The organism is Mesorhizobium sp. M7A.F.Ca.MR.362.00.0.0 (assembly GCF_004023175.1).
Lineage (GTDB): Bacteria > Pseudomonadota > Alphaproteobacteria > Rhizobiales > Rhizobiaceae > Mesorhizobium.
In genome coordinates, this window is sequence record NZ_RZTF01000123.1 from 316 (window position 1) to 15,791 (window position 15,476).

The 15,476-nt window shown below is 63.2% G+C and carries 13 protein-coding genes; 5 read left to right on the plus strand and 8 right to left on the minus strand.

Annotation, left to right across the window (positions count from 1 at the left end):
- The 3 genes from EOC06_RS16805 to EOC06_RS16815 all read right to left on the minus strand — a co-directional run.
- A partial coding sequence (locus EOC06_RS16805; RefSeq protein WP_245469675.1) for an efflux RND transporter periplasmic adaptor subunit occupies positions 1-891 on the minus strand: 891 nt, incomplete at its 3' end.
- A 15-nt stretch (positions 892-906) separates the two neighbouring features.
- Positions 907-4,083 carry an efflux RND transporter permease subunit gene (locus EOC06_RS16810; RefSeq protein ID WP_127270244.1) on the minus strand — a complete coding sequence of 1,059 codons (3,177 nt, stop codon included), beginning with the start codon at positions 4,081-4,083 and terminating at the stop codon, positions 907-909.
- Positions 4,077-4,331 (minus strand): hypothetical protein, encoded by a 255-nt coding sequence (locus EOC06_RS16815; protein WP_127270242.1) that lies wholly within the window; start codon positions 4,329-4,331, stop codon positions 4,077-4,079. Before EOC06_RS16815 ends, EOC06_RS16810 begins: the two co-directional genes overlap by 7 nt.
- 242 nt (positions 4,332-4,573) lie before the next feature.
- Here EOC06_RS16815 and EOC06_RS16820 point away from each other — a divergent pair, with 242 nt between their 5' ends.
- Positions 4,574-5,164 (plus strand): TetR/AcrR family transcriptional regulator, encoded by a 591-nt coding sequence (locus EOC06_RS16820; RefSeq protein WP_127320309.1) that lies wholly within the window; start codon positions 4,574-4,576, stop codon positions 5,162-5,164.
- A 328-nt stretch (positions 5,165-5,492) separates the two neighbouring features.
- Here the strand turns inward: EOC06_RS16820 and EOC06_RS16830 are convergent, their stop codons facing one another.
- The 5 genes from EOC06_RS16830 to EOC06_RS16850 form a co-directional block, all read right to left on the minus strand.
- Positions 5,493-6,515: a LacI family DNA-binding transcriptional regulator gene (locus EOC06_RS16830; RefSeq protein WP_128308301.1), complete on the minus strand. Its 1,023-nt coding sequence runs from the start codon at positions 6,513-6,515 to the stop codon at positions 5,493-5,495.
- 137 nt (positions 6,516-6,652) lie between these two features.
- On the minus strand, positions 6,653-7,444 hold the full coding sequence (locus tag EOC06_RS16835) for an ATP-binding cassette domain-containing protein (protein WP_127269326.1): 792 nt from the start codon (positions 7,442-7,444) through the stop codon (positions 6,653-6,655).
- Positions 7,445-7,447: 3 nt separating this feature from the next.
- Positions 7,448-8,434, minus strand: a complete 987-nt coding sequence (locus tag EOC06_RS16840; protein ID WP_127269325.1) for an ABC transporter permease — start codon at positions 8,432-8,434, stop codon at positions 7,448-7,450.
- Between the two features lie 114 nt (positions 8,435-8,548).
- Positions 8,549-9,484 (minus strand): substrate-binding domain-containing protein, encoded by a 936-nt coding sequence (locus EOC06_RS16845; RefSeq protein WP_013532868.1) that lies wholly within the window; start codon positions 9,482-9,484, stop codon positions 8,549-8,551.
- A 344-nt stretch (positions 9,485-9,828) separates the two neighbouring features.
- A complete protein-coding gene (locus EOC06_RS16850) occupies positions 9,829-10,986 on the minus strand; it encodes a fumarylacetoacetate hydrolase family protein (protein WP_128308302.1) in 1,158 nt (385 codons plus the stop codon).
- A gap of 235 nt (positions 10,987-11,221) precedes the next feature.
- Between EOC06_RS16850 and EOC06_RS16855 the strand changes: the two genes are divergently transcribed.
- The 4 genes from EOC06_RS16855 to EOC06_RS16870 all read left to right on the plus strand — a co-directional run bounded on the left by EOC06_RS16855 (position 11,222) and on the right by EOC06_RS16870 (position 15,410).
- Positions 11,222-12,502 carry an FAD-binding oxidoreductase gene (locus tag EOC06_RS16855; protein ID WP_128308303.1) on the plus strand — a complete coding sequence of 427 codons (1,281 nt, stop codon included), beginning with the start codon at positions 11,222-11,224 and terminating at the stop codon, positions 12,500-12,502.
- 102 nt (positions 12,503-12,604) lie between these two features.
- Entirely contained in the window at positions 12,605-13,489 is an 885-nt protein-coding gene (locus EOC06_RS16860; RefSeq protein WP_128308304.1) for an ABC transporter permease, read from the plus strand.
- Entirely contained in the window at positions 13,486-14,355 is an 870-nt protein-coding gene (locus EOC06_RS16865; protein ID WP_128308305.1) for an ABC transporter permease, read from the plus strand. Before EOC06_RS16860 ends, EOC06_RS16865 begins: the two co-directional genes overlap by 4 nt.
- Complete coding sequence (locus tag EOC06_RS16870) at positions 14,340-15,410, plus strand: ABC transporter substrate-binding protein (protein ID WP_128308306.1); 1,071 nt, start codon at positions 14,340-14,342, stop codon at positions 15,408-15,410. The genes EOC06_RS16865 and EOC06_RS16870 overlap by 16 nt, the downstream gene beginning before the upstream one ends.
- The last annotated feature ends 66 nt before the right edge of the window (positions 15,411-15,476 follow it).

Consider the following 15,476-nt stretch of genomic DNA (forward strand, 5'->3'; position numbering starts at 1 on the left):
GACACGAACATATTGGCCGGGCAGCAGCGTGAACTTGCCGTTACCGATCGTTGCGCGCGCCGTGATCGTGCCGGTCGAGCGGTCGACCGAATTGTCGATGAAGGTAAGCTCGCCCTTCTGGCTGGCCTCGGTCTGGCCGGGGAGCAGCACCTCCACTTCGATCGGGCCGTTCGCACGGGCTTGCTCGATCTCGGCCAGATCCGTCTCGCTCGGGTTGAAGGTGACGTAGATCGGATCGAGTTGCACCAGCGTGTTGAGCACGGTGCCGGCAACGCTGACCAGCGTTCCGACCGAAGCCTGGTTGCGGCCGAGACGCCCGGCAAACGGCGCCCGGATTTCAGCGTAGCTCAAATTGAGCTCTGCCGTGCGGACCGCCGCTTGGTTGACCGCCAGCGACGCCTGTGCCTCGCGCAAGGTGCTGGTGCGCTGGTCGAAGCCGTCCTTGGCGAGGTAGCCGCTCTTGGCGAGCTCGGTGCCGCGACCGAGGTTGGAGCGGGCATAGTCGAGCGTCGCCGTATCGCGCTGCACTTGCGCCTTGGCCTGGTCGAGAGCCGCCTGGAAGTCGTCAGGCGAGATTTTGTAGAGAAGGTCGCCTTGCCGGACGTCGACGCCGTCGGCTGCGGTCTGCTCCTGCAGATAGCCCGGAATCCTGGCCTGCAAGGTGATGCTGCGGATCGGTTCCGTCCGCGCGGCATAGTCCAGGTAGATCGGGATCGTCTTCTTGACGACACTAACCACCGGCACCGGCATGACGAATGCCGCCGGAGCAGGCGTCGCCGCGGCCGTGCCGGCATTGAGGCTGAGGTTGCCCATGTCGAGCAGGTGGACGCTGGCCACCGAGATCGCTCCCAGCGCGACGGCCGTTCCCAACGCGATTTTCCATTTACGCATGATCAGTCTCCAATCTTATTCGGCCGCTTCCGCCAGGGGGCGCAAGGCGGGCTCAGTCGTTGGTTCATTGTCTTGAGAGGCGGGCTCGTCATTGCCGCGGCGTTCGCGCAGCTGCTCGATGACCGCGTAGAACACCGGCACGAACACCAGCGACAGGATGGTCGCCGCGACCATGCCGCCGAACACGGTGGTGCCGATCGACTGCCGGCTTGCCGCACCGGCGCCGGTCGCAAACATCAGCGGCAGCACGCCGAGGATGAAGGCGAAGGCCGTCATCAGGATCGGCCGCAGCCTGAGCCGTGCCGCCTCCATCGCCGCGTCGACGATGCTGAGGCCTTCTTCGCGCCGTCGCCTTGCGAACTCGACGATCAGGATCGCGTTCTTGGCCGCCAGGCCGATCAGCATGACGAAGCCTATCTGCGAGTAGACGTCGATCTGCATGCCACGCAGCAACAGGGCCACGAAGGCGCCGAACAGGGCCAGTGGCACCGCCAACAGCACCATGAACGGCATCGCCCAGCTCTCATACTGCATCGCCAGGATCAGGAAGACGAAGACGATGGCGAGGCCGAAGACGACGGACGCGATCGATCCTGCCTTGAGCTCCTGGAAGGTGATGCCGGTCCATTCGAAACCGAAATCCCTTGGCAGCGCAATGGCGGCGGCCCGTTCCATCGCGGCAACCGCCTGGCCCGAGGAAAAGCCGGGTGCGGCACCGCCATTGATCGAGGCCGAGGCATTGTTGTTGTAATGCGGCACGGTCTCCGGGCCGACGAAGGGCACGAGTTTGCCCAGCGTCGAGAGCGGCACCATGCCGCCGGAGGCATTGCGCACATAGAGCCGCGAAATGTCGGCGGCACCCGCACGTGCATCCTTGTCGGCCTGGATGGTCACCCGGAAGGTGCGGCCGAACAGGTTGAAGTCGTTGACGTAGAGCGAGCCGAGATAGATTTGCAGCGTGTTGAAGACATCGGGCAGATTGAGGCCGAGCAGTTTGGCCTTGCTGCGGTCGAGGTCGTAGTTGAACTGCGGCGTCGAGGTCGAGAATGGCGAGAACAGCTGCTGCGGGTTGATTTCGGGCTGCTTGCGCGCCTCGGCGATCACGGCTTGCGTCGCATCGTTGAGGGCTGAACTGCCGCGGCCGGTCAGATCCTCGACGACGAATTCGAAGCCGCCTGTGGTGCCGATACCCGGGATAGAAGGCGGATCGAAGCTCAGCGCGAAAGCTTCCGGAATCTGCATCAGCTTGCCACGGACATCGGCGACGAGCTTCGACGCGCTCTGGTCGGGGCCGCGCTCCTCCCAGGGCTTCAGGATGGCGAATTCGACCGCCGAGTTCGACTGCGCGGCACTGGTCAGGAAGTTCAGGCCGCTGATCGAGCCGACGATCTCGACGCCGGGCGTCGCCTGCAGGATGTCGCGCGCCTTCTGCGCCACCGCGTCGGTGCGTTCCAGCGACGCGCCGTCGGGCAACTGGATGACGACGAAGAAATAGCCCTGGTCCTCGACCGGAAGGAAGGTCGAGGGCAGGCGCTGCCAGACGAAGTAGGTGGCGACCAGTCCGGCCGCGAACAGGCCGAGCATGATCCAGCGCAAGCGGATGAGGATGCGCACGCCATTGGCGTAGGCGTGCGATAGCCTGTCGAAGCCGGTGTTGAACCAGCGGAACGGGGCGAACTGCGTCTCGCCGCGATGCCGCAGGAAGGCCGCGCTGAGCGCGGGACTGAGCGTCAGCGAGTTGAAGGCCGAGATGCCGACGGAAATCGCCACCGTCAGCGCGAACTGGTTGTAGAGCTTGCCGGAGACGCCGGGAATGAAGGCGACCGGCACGAACACCGCCATCAGCACCGCGGTGGTGGCGATGATCGGTCCGGTGACCTCGCGCATGGCGGCCTTGGTCGCCGCAAGCGGCTTGAGCCCGGCCTCCAGCTGTCGTTCGACATTCTCAACCACGACGATGGCGTCGTCGACGACGAGGCCGATCGCCAGCACCATGCCGAGCAGGGAGAGCATGTTGAGCGAGAAGCCGAGCATCTCCATGACGACCAGCGTCGCCACCAGCGACACCGGAATGGCGATGGTCGGGATGATCGTCGTGCGCCAGCTTTGCAGGAAGAGGAACACCACGGCGACGACCAGCACCAGCGCTTCGCCGAGCGTGATCAGCACGTCATGCATCGACGCCGAGACGAAGCGCGTCGTGTCGTAGTGCATTGCATAGGACACGCCCTTCGGGAAGCGGCCCGACAGCTCCTGCATCTTGTCCTTGACGCGCTGCTGCAGATCGAGCGCGTTGGAGCCGGGCATCTGGTAGACGGCGAGCACCACGGTCGGGTCCTTGCCGAAGAAGGCCGACGACGAATATTGCAGTGCGCCGAGCTCGATGCGGGCGACGTCGCGCAGCCTGACCAGCGAGCCGGTGTCGGTGTTGGCGCGCACGACGATGTCGCCGAATTCCTTTGGATCGCTCAACCGGCCGACGGCGTTGACCTGCATCTCGAAGGCGGTGCCGGCGGGTGCCGGCGATTGGCCGATCTTGCCGGCCGCCACCTGGACGTTCTGCTCGGCGATGGCGTTCTGCACATCGACCGCGGTGATGCCGAGATTGGCAAGCTTGTCGGGATCAAGCCAGACGCGCATCGAATAGCGCCGCTCGCCGAAGATCTGCACATCGCCGACGCCGGGCAGGCGCTTCAGCGGATCGACCACCTGCAGATAGGCAAGGTTGCTCAGCGCCACCGGATCGACCGAACTGTCGGGCGAAGTCAGGTTGACGATGAGGACGAAGTTCGGGTTTTGCTTCTTGATCGTCACGCCGCCCTGGTTGACGATCGCCGGCAGCGACGAGGCGGCCTGCGAGACGCGGTTCTGCACGTCGACGGCGGCGGTGCTCAGCGAATAGCCGACATCGAAGGTGATGGTGATGGTCGAGGAGCCGTCATTGGAGCTCGTCGACGACATGTAGGTCATCCCCTGCACGCCGTTGATCTGCTGCTCAAGCGGCGTTGTCACCGTATCGGCCACCACTTGCGCGCTGGCGCCTGGATAGTGGGCGCTGACCACGACCTGCGGCGGTGTGATGTCGGGAAACTGCGAGACGGGCAGCAGGAAATAACAAATCGACCCGGCGAGCACCATGATGATGGCGATCGCCGAGGCGAAGATCGGACGGTGGATGAAAAAGTTTACCACGAGACGCAAGCCTCCCCGGCTGCTCTTGCCCGCCCGAAGGCGCTGGCGACGCTGGACAGTCTTTGACCGCGCTTGTCACCGAGGTCGTCCCGCGAATGCAGCAACGGCACCTCGTTGCGCTGCGCATCGGCAAGCGAGCGCAGCATCGTCTCGAAGGCGCGCGGGTCGACGCCATCGGCTCTCATGACCAGCCGGATCATCGGATCCCGGACGGCTTCATCTATGGTAAGATCGCGGCGCTGTGGCATTGGCCGGCTCCTTGTCTGTCGATTCGCAGCACGTGCTCGCGAACCGTTTTCATCTTTTCACCGGCCGAGGCCGCATGATTGGCAGTTTCTTGTCCCTCTCGTCGGCAGGGCCAGTTCACGGCCTTGTTATTGACGGTGGACGATATAGGTGTTACCAGTAAGTAACATTCTGGAAGTTACAGACCGGTAACACCCTAGTCAAGAGGTGGCCGAGGGTTTTTTGGAAACGAAAGGAGATCATGATGACAGACGGCATCGTGGAGCGCTCTCGTCCCCGGGATCGGATCCTGGAGACGGCACGCGACATGTTCCACAAGCATGGCATCAAGGGTGTCGGCGTCGACGCCATCACCGAAGCTGCCGGCACGAACAAGATGACGCTCTATCGTCACTTCGAATCCAAGGACGAACTGATCGTCGAATGCCTGCGCGCCAATGCGGCCAAGGCGGGCGCTATGTGGGATGCGTTCGAGGCCGAATTTCCTGGTGACAAGCTTGCCCAACTGCATGCCTGGGTTCGCAAGGCGGCTGCCATGCTCAATGCGGATGGGCGCGGCTGCGACATGGCCAACGCCGCCGCTGAGCTGACCGAGCCGGACCATCCGGCCAGGCTGGTGATCAAGGAGCTCAAGGAAGCCCAGCGCGAGCGCCTTGTGACGCTATGTCGGGATGCGGGCATCGGCCAGGCTGAACTGCTCGCCGATACGCTGTCGCTTCTGCTCGAGGGCGCGCGGGTTAGCGTGCAGACCGTGGGGTCGGAAGGTCCGAGCACGCAGTTCGTGCGCATGGCTGAAGGATTGATCGTTTCTTTCAGGGGCGCCGCCGCCGGTTGAGGTGACCTGTCGCCTATCCATGTGCGCCATTCATCGCGTGATGACTGGGCGCGCTTTGGTGTCGCTGTGCCGCCATCCCTGTCGGCCAAACGAAAAAAGCCCGCTGCCGGGAGGAGGTGGCAGCGGGCTCGATTTTCGAATGTGGCGCGGGAGGAGGTGCACCCCATTCAGCGTCGGCATCGCATCTGGGAGGAGTAGATGGCCGACAACCAGAACCTACGAGTTGCCCAACGATTCGGCAACAAAGAAACTTGCATAGCTGCTGTGCAGATTTGCCGTGCCAATTATCGTACAAATCCGGAAACCCGTTTAGCCAAGCCATTTCGCATTACTGCACCGGGACGTTTTCCCTGAAGATCAAGCGCGGTTCGATGAACTTGCGCGTCAGATAGGGTGCCGAGGAGGCAATCGAGCCGAGCAGGCGAATGACCGACTGTTCCGCGATCAGCCTGGCATTCTGGTCGATGACGACATCGAGCAGGTCGTCGACGAGATGACCGCGCGTGTCCTTGGTCAGATCGTGGCAGATGAACACCGGCTTGCGGTTCGGCCTGGCCTCGCGGATCGCCTTTGCAACGCCCGAATGTCCAGCTCCGACGCAATAGATGCCAAGCAGTTCCGGCTCGTCGTGCAGCGCCTTCATGGTCTCGGTGTAGCTGGCATCGGGCTCGTCGTTGACCTCGACGGCGCTGCTGACGGTCAGATTGGGAAACTCCTCACTGAGCACCGAGCGGAAACCCATCTCGCGTTCCTCGTGGCCACGATAGGAACGTGAGCCGACGACCATCGCCAGATGGCCGGTGCGGCCGCCAAGGAAGCGTCCCATCAGCAGCGCCGCCGTTCGTCCCGCCACCCGGTTGTCGATGCCGACATAGGCCGCGCGCGGTGCCGCCGGAACATCGGACACCAGCGTCACCAGGCGCATGCCGGCATCGACGATGTCGCGCAGGATGTTGCGCGTACGCGGATGATCGACGGCGATCACGCCGACGCCATTGGCCCTGAGCGAAAGGTTTTCGACAGCGCTCTGCAGCGCGTTCGGCGAGATACCGGCGAGGTTGTGGATCCGGCACGAGGCGACAAGCGGCAGGCGCGCGGCGTAGTCCTCGATATGCCCCGCGAGATCGCGCATGAAGGCATTGCTGCCGATCGGCAGCAGGAATTCAAGGTGGGCGGGCCGCGAGGGCAGCGTTACCTGATCGGCGACCGGCAGATAGCCGAGCTGCTTGGCCGCCTCCATGACGCGCTGGCGGTTGGCCGCACTCGCACCCGGCCGGTTGTTGAGCACCCGGTCGACCGTTGCGGTCGATAGCCCGCAGCTACGAGCGATATCGGAGACAGTGGCTTTCATGCCGTAACCCACAGCCCGCAGTTGCGTGCGGTATCCGAAACTGTGGCTTTCATGCTGCAATCCTGTTCGCCATGCGATGGCGCGTCAGACAAGCGATGCGATCTGAGGTGACGGGTGATCGACGCCCATCACCATTCTCAGTGCGATGGCTTGCCATCGGCGATGGCATCGCGGATCTCCTTGTCCGACATGCCGGTGATGATCCGTTCGACCTCCGCCACGCTGGTCTTCTTGGGGTCTATGTCGTCAGCAACCACCTTGCCGCGGCGCATGACGACGATGCGGTCGACCACCTGGAAGACATGGTGGATGTTGTGGGCGATGAAAATGCAGGAATGGCCGGAATCGCGGGCGCTGCGCACGAAGCTCAGCACACCCTGTGTTTCGGCGACGCCGAGATTGTTGGTCGGCTCGTCGAGAATGATCAGGTCGCTGTCGAAATGCATGGCGCGCGCGATCGCCACCGCCTGGCGCTCGCCGCCGGAGAGCGAGCCGATCGGCGTCGTCGGCGGGATGTTCTTCGAGATGCCGACCTGCTTGAGCAAGTCGCGAGCAACCGTGTTCATCGCATCCTGGTCCATCCGGTTGAGGAAGCGCGGCGGCTTGATCGGCTCGCGCCCGAGGAACAGATTGCGGGCGATCGACAGTTGCGTCACCAGCGCCGAGTCCTGGTAGATCGTCTCGATGCCGTGGGCGATGGCGTCGCTGGTGCTGCGCAGGCTCACCTTCTTGCCGCGGATGAAGATATCGCCGCTGGTCAGCGGAACGGCACCCGAGAGCACCTTGATCAGCGTCGACTTGCCGGCGCCGTTGTCGCCGAGCAAGCCGACGATCTCCCGTTCATTGACATGGAAATTGGCATCCTCCAGCGCCTGCACGCGGCCATAGGACTTGCGGATGCTCGTCATGCGGATCAGTGGCTCGGCCATGGTTCAAGTCCCCGCCTGGTGCCGGCGTTCCAGCCATGAATGCAGCGCCATCATGCCAAGGATGATAGCGCCGATGAAGATGTTGTAGGCAAGGCCGGGCACGCCGATCAGCACGATGCCGTTGCGCATCACGCGCAGGATCAGGATGCCGAGCACGGTGCCGATGATCGTGCCGCGCCCGCCGGTCAGCGCGGTTCCGCCGATCACCACCATGGCGATGACTTCCAACTCATAGCCGGTACCGCTGTTGGGGTTGGCGGCGGAAGTGCGCAGCGAAGAGATGACGCCGGCAAGCGAGGCCATGACCGACGACAGCACGAACAGGCCGATCTTGACGCCGCTGACATTGACGCCGCGCGCCCTTGCAGCACTCGGGTTGCCGCCGGCCGCCTGGATCCAGTTGCCGGTGCGGCTTTGCGTCAGCACATAGCCGAGCCCGATCGCCGCGGCGATGAACCAGAACAGCGACATGTAGATGCGGAACGGGCCGATGAAGAAATCGCCGACCAGCACTTCCGCCAGCCAGCTGCCTTCCGCGGTCCAGGTGCGCTGCGGAAAACCATCGGTGACGAAAAGAGCGGTGCCGCGCACCACCAGCAGCATGCCGAGCGTCACCAGGAAGGACGGGATCTTGAGCTGCGTCACGAACCAGCCATTGACCAGCCCGATGAAGGCGGCGACCAGCAGCGCGGCGACAAAGCCGACCTCAAGGGAGGTCAGGCCGCTGTTGAACAGGGTCCACATCAAGACCGGCGAGAAGCCGAACAGGGAACCGACCGAGAGGTCGAACTCGCCCGACGTCATCAACAGCGTCATCGCCAGCGCGATCAGGCCGAGCTCGACCGTGAAGGCCAGCGTGTTGGAGATGTTCTGCGGCGACAGGAAGTCGTGGTTGAAACTCCAGAAAACGGCGATCTCGACGACGAGCAGCACGAAAGGGCCGAATTCCGGCCGTGCGATCAGGCGTTGGACGAGCGAATGATTTTCCACAGGCAATCCGCGACATGAGTGGAAGGCTGAGCGTTGCACATCGCGTGCGAAGGGCTCGGCGAAATGGAGAGCCAGTCGCGACCGTTGGGCGGCCGCGACTGCTAGGATTGGATGTTACTTGCCGGACAGGATGTCATCGTAGATTTGCGCGGTGTCTTTTTCGTAGAGCGCGCCGGTGATGACGTTGAAGCCCGGAGGAATGCCGCCGGCGGCCATATTGGCCAGCGAAAGCGCGACATAGCTGGTCGCCTGCGGGTCCTGCCACTGGCCGGCATTGACATAGCCGTTCAGCACTTCCTGGGTGGTGTCGAGCGAATTGCCCCAGCCGACGACCGGGATTTCGCCCGGCTTGATGCCGACCTGGTCGAACACCCGCTTGATCGAGCCGGTGACGAGATCGCCCAGGCCGATGATCGCCTTCACCTTGGCCTTGTTGGCCGTGAGGTAGTCGACCATGCGGTTGATCACTTCAGCCTGATCAAGCGTGGCTTCCGTGATTTCATAGGTGATGCCGAGCGGCTCGAAGACGCTCTTGATGCCTTCTTCTTCCTGCACGCCATAGGTGGCGCCGGGGATTTCGACCGGCATCCAGACGAAGTCGCCTTTCTTCACCAGGCCTTTGTCGACCAGATACTGCGCCCAATGCTTGCCGAAGGTGACATTGTCGCCGCCGACATAGGCGTTGAAGTCGGCTTTCGGATCAGGCGTGTTGAAATTGATGATCGGCACTTTCGCCGCACGCGCTTCCTTGACGATCTCGATCAGGCTGCCCGGATCGGGGCTCGTCGTGACGATACCGTCGGCCTTGGCGGAGAGGGCGGCGCGAACCGCTTCCTGCTGGGAGGCGACATCGCCATTGTGGAACGAGGTGTTGACCGTGTTGCCGGTGTCCTTGGCCCACTGCTTGGCGCCGGCCAGGAAGTAGGTCCAGACCGGATCGGCCGGACCGCCGTGCGAAATCCAGTAGAACGTCTTGGCCTGTGCCGCTGCTGGTACCACCATCAGCGCCACCAACAGGCCGTATAGAACGAGTCTTAGCCGTGTCAGCATTTGATTTCCTCCCGTTTGTAGATAGTCAGTTCAAAATCCGTCCCTTGTTCCGCGTCTTTTTGCCAGCGCCGGTTGAAGGCGTCAGAGCATCCCCTTTTTCGACGGATGGCAAGCCTCCATCTGCCAAGCCTCCATCTGCAGGTGTAGTGGGCGCCTGACGGGGCGTCATCAGCGGTCCCATCAGATTGCATCAGTTGAGGTGATTTTCCGACTGTCTGATAATTGGCGTGATTGCTTCGGGTCGCGCGAACGCGGCCTGCGCCGACAAGGGTCACGCCGGCGACCATCCTACGCCCACGGGACCAGGTCCGCAGCGCTTGGCAGGGCGTCGACGACACCAGTTGCTAGATCAGATCGGCTCTGGCCAGCTCCCGCATCAGATGGCTGGCGCCATAGGTCCAGTGCGGGCAGTCCGGCGACAGCTGCACGCGGTTGACCAGCGCGCCGAATTTTTCCGACGAGATGGTGACGATGTCGCCGACCTTGTGGGTAAATCCCTTGCCCTTCTCGCCGCGATCCTTGGACGGAACGAACATGGTGCCGAGATAGAGCGCCAGCCCGTCCGGATACTGGTGGTGCGGCCCCATGGCCGCGGCGACCAGTTCCTCCGGCGAGCGGCTGATCTCCGCCATCGAGCTTGCGCCCTCCAGCGAGAACCCGTCCTCGCCCTCGACTTTCAGGCGCACGACGGCGCGCTTGACGTCATCGATGGAGAATTTGTCGTCGAACAGGCGGATGAAGGGGCCGAGTGAGGCCGAGGCATTGTTGTCCTTGGCCTTGCCGAGCAGCAGCGCCGAACGCCCTTCGACGTCGCGCAGATTGACGTCGTTGCCGATGGTCGCGCCGACGATCCGGCCGCTGGAGGCGGCGATCATGGCGATCTCGGGTTCCGGATTATTCCAGGTCGACACCGGGTGCAGCCCGACATCGGCGCCGAAGCCCACCGAGGCCATCGGCTGGCACTTGGTGAAGATCTCGGCATCGGGGCCGATGCCCACTTCCAGATATTGCGACCAGGCGCCGCGCGAAATCAGCTTGGCCTTGATCTCCATCGCTTCGGGCGAACCGGGCTTCAGCTTCGACAGGTCGTGGCCGATCAGTCCTGCGATGTCGGCGCGGATGGCATCGGCTTTTTCAGCCGAACCACGCGCCTGTTCCTCGATCACCCGTTCCAGCAGGCTGACGACGAAGGTGACGCCCGATGCCTTGACCGCCTGCAGGTCGACCGGTGAGAGCAGGTAGGGTTTTGCTGGATCGCGCCCGGTCTCAAAACTGTTGGCGGCGATGTCATCGAGCGATCCGATCGGTCTGCCCTTGGCCGAGCGGACATGCCCAGCGGGGTCGGCCATCTCGCAAAGATCGCGCATGGTTGGTGCCGCACGCGAGGTTATGTCGAAGACCGTGCCATCGCGCACCGTGACGACCAGCGGGTATGCGGCATCGCTGCTTCTGGCGCGTCCGACAAAAAGGCCCTCTGTGGGCAGGTGGGTCGGGTTCGTCATAGCGCTCTGTCCTCTGAGTGATCGACAATGTGGCGAAGTGATCGTCAATGTGGGCTGGCCGGATCGGCGCGGCACTTTCACCGGATTCCCCTCAAAGGTCTATCCCGTCGCGGGCGATCGGGACTCTGGGTCTCCGATCGTCTCGGCGGCAGTCCACAGACGAAAGCCAGGGCTCTTTCAAAATTGTGAAATCCTGATTAGGATTTTCACCAATCGCAGCGCATTCAGGTGATCCTTGGCGACAGCATTCTCCGATCCGATCTGGCGCAAGCCACATACAGCTTCCACGTTTCAATCGCTTCCCAATGGCGAACGTGTCGATCTCGCCATCGTTGGCGGTGGCATCATGGGCTTGTCGACCGCCTTGCATGCCGCCCGGCTTGGCCTGTCGGTGCAGGTGCTGGACGCCGGCGAGATCGGCCAGGGCGCATCAGGTTTGAATGGCGGTCAGGTCATTCCCGGCCTGAAATACGATCCGGAATGGCTGCTGGAGCATTTTGGCCCGGAGCGCGGCGAGGCGCTCGTCAATTTCGCGGCGTCGACCGCCGATGCGGTGTTCGAGTTGATCCGCGACGAGAAACTGGCGGTGCCGTTCGTTCGCAATGGCTGGATCCAGGCTGCGCACACCGAGGCCGCACTGAAGTCGGCGGTAAACCGTGACCGGCAATGGCGGGCACGGGGCGCGGATGTCCAGTTGCTGAACGCAGCGGAGATCGCGGCCAGGACCGGTGCACAGGGCTATCTCGGCGGCTGGCTCGACCGCCGCGCCGGTGTCATCGATCCGCTTGCCTATACGTCGGAACTCGCCCGTGTCGCGGCCGCGGCTGGAGTGAGGATAGCCGGGGGCGAAAAGGTCGTGCGGCTCACCAATGCCGCCGGTGTTTGGCGTATTTTGACCGGAAATGGCCTGGAATTGCAGGCAAAGGCGGTCGTTCTGGCGACCAACGCCTATACGGACGGTCTGATCCCCGGTCTCGCCCAGACGATCGTGCCGCTGCATTCTTTCCAGATCGCTACAGCGCCGTTGCCGCCCAACCTGGCGGCCACGATCCTGCCGGAAGGGCAGGCGGTGTCGGACTCCAGGCGCATCCTCGTCTACTACCGCAAGAGCGCCGACGGACGGCTGGTGCTTGGCGGACGGGGTCGCATGGCGCTGCCGACGAGCGCCAGCGACTGGGCACATCTCGAGCGGGCGCTGCGGCGGCTCTATCCCATGCTGTCCGGCGTCGCCATCGAGAAGCGCTGGTTCGGCCGCGTGGCGATGACGCCGGACCATCTGCCGCACATCCACGAGCCGGAGCAGGGCCTGCTGGCCGTGGTCGGCTGCCAGGGTCGTGGTGTCGGCCTGATGACCGCTCTTGGCGAGCGCATCGCCGGCTATCTCCAGAGTGGCGATGTCAGGCAATTGCCCTTCCCGGTCTCGCCGATCCGACCGATCCCGTTTCACGCCTTCCGCCAGGTCGGCGTCGCCGCGACCATCGCCTGGTACCGGCTGCTCGATGCGTTGGAGCGCTGACCAAAGCAATTCCTGTCAATGGGGTTCCGTTCGGGATTCCGCTTGACAGTTTCATGAATATGAAAAACTCTAAGCTAATTTCAAATTCCGATAGGCAGGTCGATGTCGACCCTAGTTGCAGCATCAGCGCCAGAGGCCCGGTCTTCTCAGGGCTTCCGGGTCGCCATGCTGCTGCCGGGCGCTCTGGTCACCTTCCTGCTGATCCTGTTTGCCCTCGGCCTCGTGCTTTTCCTCGCCTTCCGCGGCAATGACGGTTCGCTGCTCGGCGCCGGCTTCACCGTGGCGAATTTTGTCACCGTGGTCTCCGATCCGCTATACTGGACGGTGACGCTGCGCTCGCTGATCATTGCCGCTCTGGTCACGCTGGCGACCGTCGTCACCGCCTATCCCGTCGCCTACTACCTTGCCTTCCACGCCGGTCGGCGGCGCGGCCTGCTGCTGTTCCTGGTGACGCTGCCGTTCTGGACCAGCTATCTCCTGCGCGTCTTCGCCTGGAAGATCGTGCTCGCCTACAACGGCGTTTTGAACTCGGCGCTGATCGAAAGCGGGATCTGGTCCGAGCCGACATTGGCCTTTCTCAACACGCCGGCCGCCGTTGTCGTCACGCTCGCGCACGCCTATGCACCGTTCGCCATCCTGCCGATCTATGTGGCGCTGGACACCATCCCGAAATCGCTGATCGAGGCCGCTTCCGATCTCGGCGCGCGGCCATTCACCTCTTTCCGCCGTGTCGTGCTGCCCAATTCGATGCCGGGCGTGCTGGCGGCAGCCCTTGTCGTCTTCGTGCCGACGGTCGGTGACTATGTCACGCCGGCGCTCGTCGGCGGCCCGGCCAGCACCATGATCGGCACGCTGATCCAGGCGCAATTCGGCAAGGCCAATGACTGGCCGTTCGGCGCCGCACTCTCCGTCGCCGTCATGCTGGTCATCCTGTGCGTGGTGCTGGTCGCGCGTTTCGCCGACCGCAGATTTGGCAGCCGCACATGAGCGCTGCACGCACGCAGGGAGGCGGCCGCTGGCTCGGCGTCTACGTCGTCGCCTATCTGGTCTTTCTCTATCTGCCGGTGCTGCTGATCCCGCTGTTTTCCTTCAACAACTCGATCCAGGCAGCGTTTCCACTGCAAGGCTTCACCTTGCAATGGTACGCGACACTGTTCGGCAATTCGGCGCTGACTGGTGCACTCTTGAACAGCCTCGTCATCGGCGCCATTGCCGCCACGGGCGCGACGCTGTGCGGCATCACCGTATCCTACATGGACCTCTATGGCCGCTCGCCGCTGGCCGCCACCATCAGCGCCATCGCCCGGCTGCCGATCCTGATCCCCGGCGTCATCGTCGGCATATCGCTGCTGATCCTCATCAACCTCATTGGTCTGGGGCCATCGCGCATTGCCATCGTTCTCGGCCACATATTGGTCGCGCTGCCGACGACCGTGGTGATCATGCGCAGCCGCTTCGCCGCCATCCCGAAAACCATTCGCGAGGCGGCGCTCGATCTCGGCGCCTCCGACTGGACGACGTTCCGGCGGGTCATGCTGCCGCTCAGCCTGCCGGCCATCATTTCGGCCTTCATGCTGGCCTTCCTGATCTCCTTCGACGAATTCATCGTTGTCTTCTTCCTCGCCGGCACCGAGCCGACGCTGCCGCTCTACATCTGGAGCCAGCTGCGTTTTCCAAAGTCGCTGCCGACGGTGATGGCGCTGGGCACGTCGATCCTGGCTGTGTCCTTCGTCATCGCTGCAGCAGCTGAAATCCTACGCCATCGCGGCCTGTCCGCCACGGCGCCAAAGCCCGCGGATCCATCACAACCAAAACAAACCAAGAGAGGAGAACTGCAATGGCATTCGACCTGAAATCGATCTCTGCAAAGACTGTTTGCGCTGGATTGACGGCGTTCGCGCTGGCGCTGTCGTCGACCGTCGCTTTCGCCGGCGACAAGCTGCAATATTTCACCTGGTCGGGCTATGAACTGCCCGATTTCAACAAGAGCTTCCTCGCCGCGCATCCCGATGGCGTCGAGGCCTCCATCTTCGGTGACGACGATGACGCCTTCACCAAGGTCAAGGCCGGCTTCCGTCCCGACATCGCGCATCCCTGTTATGACAAGGTGGCGCGCTGGAACAAGGAAGGCCTGCTGCAGCCGATCGACACCAAGCGCATCAAGAACTGGGATTCGATCTTCCCGGTGTTCAAGAACCTGCCCGACCTGCAGGCCGGCGACGGCAAGGTCTGGATGGTGCCATGGGACTGGGGCAACACCTCGATCCTCTACCGAACCGATCTGGTGAAGAACCCGGAAGCGAGCTGGAACCTTTTGTGGGACAAGCAGTATGCCGGCCGCATGGCGACGATCGACGCCGTGCACGACACGCCGGTCGTTGCCGCACTGCTCGCCGGCGTCAATCCGTTCGACATGACGTCGGAGCAAATGGACAAGGTGGCCGAGAAGCTGCGCGAGCAGCGCCCGCTGCTCTCCAACTACACCACCGACATGACCTCGGTGGAACAGGCGTTGGCCAGCGGCCAATTGGTCGCCGCCATGACCTGGAACGCGTCCGCCACGTCGCTGAAGAAGCAGGGCGTGCCGGTCGAGTTCATGAAGCCGAAGGAGGGCATGCTGACCTGGGCCTGCGGCTTCGTCATGCTCAAGGACGCCAAGAATGTCGACCTCGCCTATGACTTCATCAACAGCCGGCTGGATGCCGACTCCGGCAAATACCTGATCCAGGCCTATGGTTACGGCAGCTCGCTGAGCTCCGCCTTCGCCACCGTGCCGAAGGAGGAACTTGAGAAATTGCAGCTGCCATCCGATCCCGAGGTGTTGCTGAAGACCACCATCTTCACCGGGCCGATGAAACAGAATGACGACCTCGCCAAGATGTTCGAAAAGGTCAAGGCAGGGGGGTGAGTTGAGGCCTGCCTTCTCCCCTTGTGGGAGAAGGTGGATCGGCGCGCAGCGCCGAGACGGATGAGG

Bases quoted from the DNA above. Each gene is read 5' to 3' on its own strand.
- EOC06_RS16865 (WP_128308305.1), top strand. From the start codon at position 13,486: ATGAGCGCTGCACGCACGCAGGGAGGCGGCCGCTGGCTCGGCGTCTAC.
- EOC06_RS16850 (WP_128308302.1), bottom strand. From the start codon at position 10,986: ATGACGAACCCGACCCACCTGCCCACAGAGGGCCTTTTTGTCGGACGC.
- EOC06_RS16820 (WP_127320309.1), top strand. From the start codon at position 4,574: ATGACAGACGGCATCGTGGAGCGCTCTCGTCCCCGGGATCGGATCCTG.
- EOC06_RS16815 (WP_127270242.1), bottom strand. From the start codon at position 4,331: ATGCCACAGCGCCGCGATCTTACCATAGATGAAGCCGTCCGGGATCCG.
- EOC06_RS16870 (WP_128308306.1), top strand. From the start codon at position 14,340: ATGGCATTCGACCTGAAATCGATCTCTGCAAAGACTGTTTGCGCTGGA.
- EOC06_RS16835 (WP_127269326.1), bottom strand. From the start codon at position 7,444: ATGGCCGAGCCACTGATCCGCATGACGAGCATCCGCAAGTCCTATGGC.
- EOC06_RS16860 (WP_128308304.1), top strand. From the start codon at position 12,605: ATGTCGACCCTAGTTGCAGCATCAGCGCCAGAGGCCCGGTCTTCTCAG.
- EOC06_RS16830 (WP_128308301.1), bottom strand. From the start codon at position 6,515: ATGAAAGCCACTGTCTCCGATATCGCTCGTAGCTGCGGGCTATCGACC.
- EOC06_RS16845 (WP_013532868.1), bottom strand. From the start codon at position 9,484: ATGCTGACACGGCTAAGACTCGTTCTATACGGCCTGTTGGTGGCGCTG.